We start from the raw sequence: 1,919 nt of genomic DNA on the forward strand, positions 1-1,919 counted from the left end.
CATCTTTAGGTAAATCAGCCGGGGCTAAATTAATCGTAATTCTGCGCTGTGGAAATTCGTAATCGGAATTTAAAATGGCACTGCGTACGCGCTCTTTGCTTTCGCGTATGGCCGCATCGGGGCCTGTATGTGATCGGCCGGATTATGTTTTACATTGGTATGATCATTTTTATTGTTCCCGGGAGTGCTGTAAATCGTAGCATGATGATAGTCAGCTATTGTGTTCCTGCAACTTGCGGGAAAAATATTCCATAGGCGGTACGTCTTCAAACTTCTCAAGCTCGTCGTTGATTTCAACCCACTCAGCTTTCTCTGACAGATTGATGTGAGCTTGTGGTTTAAAAGGAAATGGCTCGATCACGGACGAAGCGGTTACATTCGCGAAAGGGGCGTTTTCCACAGAGCCATGTTTGGCTTTGCCGTAATTCCACAATCTTGAACCACAGTTTCCACAGAAAACCCTGCCCAGACGAGGTGTGTGATTATATTCCTTTATAAATTCAGCGCCTTTGATTATTTTATGGCTTCGAGGGTTTATATAGATTGACGTTACGAACGCCGCACCGGCACTTCTCCTGCATTCCTCACAATGGCAATGTCCCATTAATCCTGGAAGTGCATCATACTCAAATTCAATATTTCCACATAAACATTTACTTTTCATTTTGCGCTCCTTGCATTTTTGCTCAGGCCCTGGGACCTAAAGGCTATCAACTCTCTGGGTGCTGGAAGATTTGGCATTTGGTTAAAAAAGGTGTAGTAATGGAATACACATCAGAGCAGTCAACGATTATAACTATTGCTTTTAGCGTTATTCTATTATGGATGACCGCCATGATAATCAAACCGGGCAGATAAATTCAATTAAAGTCTGCAAGGCTTGTCGAAAACCCATTCACATCAATGCCCGGCTATGCCCTTATTGTTATAGCCAGCAGCAGGCTAACGTCTGGCATACATTATCAGTTTTTATGCAATGGAGTGCAGGTGCTGTCACCATTGTTTCCCTGATTGTTGCGATCCACTCCTTATCTGGCTTTTATTTCAATTGGATTCAGAAAAACCGTACGGTTGACGAACTGGTGGATGCAGCTCATCTACTGGAAAAGATGGATTACTTTTCCCACGCCTGGAACATGATTGATGATGCTATAAATCTGAATTCAGGGGATCCGGTTTTAACACGTTACCAGGTAGATCTTGCAATGCATTGGCTGCGTAGTAAATCTGAACGCTTCAGCATTGCAACGGGTAATGTGGAATTGGCGGATAAAGTGACGCCTGTTTTATATCGAGCTTTGGTTACCGCGGATAAGGAACGCAGCGCTGATGTTTATGCCCATATAGGTTTGGCGCAACTGCTAAAAAGGCGAAATGCGATTGTTGTAATGGATGTAGAGCGTCTTTTCTCCAGAGCGCTTCAATACAATCACAACAATATCTATGCTCATACCTTTAAAGGTTATTGGCTTTTGTTAGCGGGGATGCCGGGTGAGACTTCATATCAGGAAGCGATTCAGCATTTCGAGAGCGCCCAGGGTTTTAGCAAAAATCAATTCGAGAAAGCCTGGGTAGATAGCTGGTATTTGTATGGATTAAATCGTATCAGGGTTATAGATAACAAACAGGTCGCCAAGGATGTTGCGTCGCGTATGATTCGGTTGGCCAGCCTTTATTATAAGCAGAATCGAACCATTGATGATTGGCGCCTCCGGGCCAACATCGTCCGTTTACTTGGCGGGGTTCGTGATGTGAGCCCTGAAATCGAATACTTGATCGATGTCCTCCCACCGCAGGAGGGTATAGGAAGTATAAAGCACCGATTTGCCCCTCATCCGAAGTATCTTACCCGAAACCCCCTCACTCGTTTACCGCTCAAGCTCCAATTTTCACTGTCGGACCAACCCAAATCGCTTAAA

Annotated in this window: 2 protein-coding genes and 1 pseudogene; 1 reads left to right on the forward strand and 2 read right to left on the reverse strand. The window is 44.5% G+C overall.

Annotated features, from left to right (window positions below):
* Nucleotides 1-121: pseudogene (locus FT643_RS22940) on the reverse strand (magnesium chelatase domain-containing protein); the annotation flags it as partial.
* A gap of 90 nt (nt 122-211) precedes the next feature.
* Nucleotides 212-664, reverse strand: a complete 453-nt coding sequence (locus tag FT643_RS22945; protein ID WP_156873727.1) for a GFA family protein — start codon at nt 662-664, stop codon at nt 212-214.
* A 157-nt stretch (nt 665-821) separates the two neighbouring features.
* On the opposite strand from FT643_RS22945, the gene FT643_RS22950 reads away from it, so the two are divergent.
* The coding region (locus FT643_RS22950; protein WP_156873728.1) for a zinc ribbon domain-containing protein at nt 822-1,919 on the forward strand (1,098 nt) is incomplete at its 3' end.

This window comes from Ketobacter sp. MCCC 1A13808 (genome assembly GCF_009746715.1).
Lineage (GTDB): Bacteria > Pseudomonadota > Gammaproteobacteria > Pseudomonadales > Ketobacteraceae > Ketobacter.

Excerpts from the sequence above, each read along its gene's own strand:
- FT643_RS22945 (WP_156873727.1), bottom strand. The coding sequence starts at position 664 with ATGAAAAGTAAATGTTTATGTGGAAATATTGAATTTGAGTATGATGCA.